The 2,756-nt window shown below is 65.1% G+C and carries 3 protein-coding genes; 1 reads left to right on the plus strand and 2 read right to left on the minus strand.

The window, feature by feature from the left end:
- On the minus strand, nucleotides 1–639 hold a 639-nt coding region (locus A9X01_RS01300; RefSeq protein ID WP_065118936.1), incomplete at its 3' end, for a PstC family ABC transporter permease.
- A 12-nt stretch (nucleotides 640–651) separates the two neighbouring features.
- Nucleotides 652–1,776 (minus strand): phosphate ABC transporter substrate-binding protein PstS, encoded by a 1,125-nt coding sequence (gene pstS, locus A9X01_RS01305; RefSeq protein WP_065118934.1) that lies wholly within the window; start codon nucleotides 1,774–1,776, stop codon nucleotides 652–654.
- Nucleotides 1,777–2,043: 267 nt separating this feature from the next.
- On the opposite strand from pstS, the gene A9X01_RS01310 reads away from it, so the two are divergent.
- Nucleotides 2,044–2,756, plus strand: a 713-nt coding sequence (locus tag A9X01_RS01310) for an SDR family oxidoreductase (protein WP_065118935.1), incomplete at its 3' end; no start/stop codon positions are given.

Here is a 2,756-nt window from a genome sequence, read left to right on the forward strand (position 1 = left end):
GGCCGCTTCGATCTGCATGCGCGGGGTCTGGCGGAACACTTCTCGCGATACCGAAGTGACGATCGGCAGAATCATCACCGCCAGCACGATGCCGGCGGTGAAGATGGTTCCGCCGCCGGCCAGCGAGACGTTGCCCTTTGCAAAAAGCGGGATCCAATCCAGATTGCGGTTGAGGAACTCGGCCAGCGGCTGCAGTTTCGGAGCCAACACGAAGATCCCCCACAGCCCGAAGATGATCGACGGCACCGCGGCCAGCAGGTCCACCATGGCGCCGAACGGGCGCGACAACCTGCTGGGCGCGTACTGGGTGATGAACACCGCGATGCCAACCGCGATCGGCACGGCCAGCACCAGCGCCGTGAACGAGCTCAGCACCGTCACCATGAACAGGTCGCGGATACCGAACGCCAGTTGATCGTCGTCGGCGGTGTCGAACTTGGGACTGGTGAAGAAATTCACGTGGTTCGCGCGCAGCGACGGGATCGCCCGGACCAACAGGAACACCGCGATCAGCACGATCGCCACCACGATGGTGGACCCGGCCGCCGCAGCGAGCAGTTTGAACAGGCGGTCGGCCCGTCGCGACGCGCGCGCGTCTACCTCCGCTAGCGCAGCTTTAGCTAGCGGGGTAGTTACCACACGAACCTCAGATCAGGAGATGGCGTTGACTGCGGTCGACAACCTCGACTTGAAGGAGTCGGGGATGGGCACATATCCGTTGTCACCCAGACCATTCTGGCCCGCGCCGATCGTCGACTGCAGGAATGCTTTCACGGCCGTCCCGACATCAGCGGCCGGGTACTTCGAGCAGACGATCTCGTAGGTGGCCAGCACGATCGGGTACGAGCCCGGTTGCGTCGGCCGGTAGAACGAGAGGGTGTCCAGCACCAGGTCGTTGCCCTGACCCGCGATGGTGGCACCGGAGATGGTCTTGCCCACCGAGTCGGTACCGATCGTGACGGGCTCCGGACCGGCCGAGGTGATGATCTTGGCCATGTTCAGCTTCTGGCCCTGAGCGAACGACCACTCGTTGTAGGTGATCGACCCTTCGGTGCTCTTGATCGCCGCGGACGTCCCGTCGTTGCCCTTGGCGCCCTCACCCACACCGCCCTTGAAGGCCTTGCCGGCGCCCTTGCCCCACGCGCCGTTGGACGCCGCGTCGAGGTAACGCTGGAAGTTGTCGGTGGTACCCGACTCGTCGCTACGGAAGACAACGTGGATGGGCGTCGCGGGCAGGTTGGTGCCGGAGTTCAAAGCCGCGATCGCGGGGTCGTTCCAGGTGGTGATGCCGCCGTTGAAGATCTTGGCCAGGGTGGGCCCGTCCAGATTCAGCGAACTGACGCCGTAGAGGTTGTAGGTGACCGCGATGGGACCGAACACCACCGGCAGATTCCAGGCCGGCGAGCCTCCGCAGCGCTGCTGTGCGGTGGCCGCCTCCTCCTTGCTCAGCGGGGAGTCCGAACCACCGAAATCGGTTTGGTTGCCGTTGAACTCGCTGATGCCGGCGCCCGACCCGTTACCGGTGTAGTTGAGGGTTTGTCCGGGGCAAGCCGATTCGAAAGCCTTGACGAACCGGGTCATCGCGTTTGCCTGGGCGGTCGAGCCGCTGGCTTTCAGCGTCTTCTTACCACCGCAATTCACGTTGGACGCAGCCGACGAACCGCCGGATGAACCCTGGCCTCCGCCACCTGCGTTGTTGTCGCTACCACACGCCGAAAGAACCAGTGCCCCTGAAGCCAGGACTCCCAGCGCGGCGCCAAATCGGTTGAGTTTCAATTCAGTTCCTAACGGTAGTGATGAAACATGTTAGCCGCCACCCCTCCGCTGCGGCCGTCAACCAGCCCCTTTCCTCGCTGCTCTGCAGCTACATTAACAACACGTAACTTGCCTTGGAAGGGTCGAAGTTCCGGCGCTGTAGTGCTCGACGACGGGCGTGGCCGTCGCTGCGCACGATTGCTGTGCCAAACTAGAACCTGTTACAGAAATCCCCCGGGACGGGCGGTCGCCGCTGCTGTTTCGGCCGACAACTGAAGAGAGGCCGCAGTGATCCTCGACAGGTTCCGTCTGGACGACAAGGTCGCCGTCATCACCGGCGCCGGCCGCGGCCTCGGCGCGGCCATCGCGCTGGCGTTCGCCGAGGCGGGCGCCGATGTGGTCATCGCATCGCGCACCCAAGCCCAGCTGGACGAGGTCGCCGAGCAGGTCCAGGCCACCGGCCGGCGCGCCCATGTCGTGGCCGCCGACCTGGCTCATCCCGAGGACACCGCGAAACTGGCCGGCGCGGCCGTCGAGGCGTTCGGAAAGCTGGACATCGTCGTGAACAACGTCGGTGGCTCGATGCCGAACACGCTGCTGACCACGTCGACCAAGGACCTCAAGGACGCGTTCACCTTCAACGTCGGCACCGCCCATGCTTTGACCGTTGCCGCGGTACCGCTGATGCTCGAACACTCCGGCGGCGGCAGCATCATCAACATCACATCGGCGATCGGCCGGTTGGCGGGACGGGGCTTCGCCGCCTACGGCACGGCCAAAGCCGCGCTGTCGCACTACACCCGGCTCACGGCACTGGACCTGTGCCCACGCATCCGGGTCAACGCGATCGCCCCGGGCTCGATCCTGACCTCGGCGTTGGACGTGGTGGCCGGCAATGACCAACTGCGCGAGCCGATGGAGCGGGCGACACCGCTGCGCCGCCTCGGCGACCCGGCCGACATCGCAGCTGCCGCAGTGTATTTGGCTTCGCCGGCGGGCAG

It is taken from the genome of Mycobacterium asiaticum, assembly GCF_001668675.1.
Lineage (GTDB): Bacteria > Actinomycetota > Actinomycetes > Mycobacteriales > Mycobacteriaceae > Mycobacterium > Mycobacterium asiaticum_D.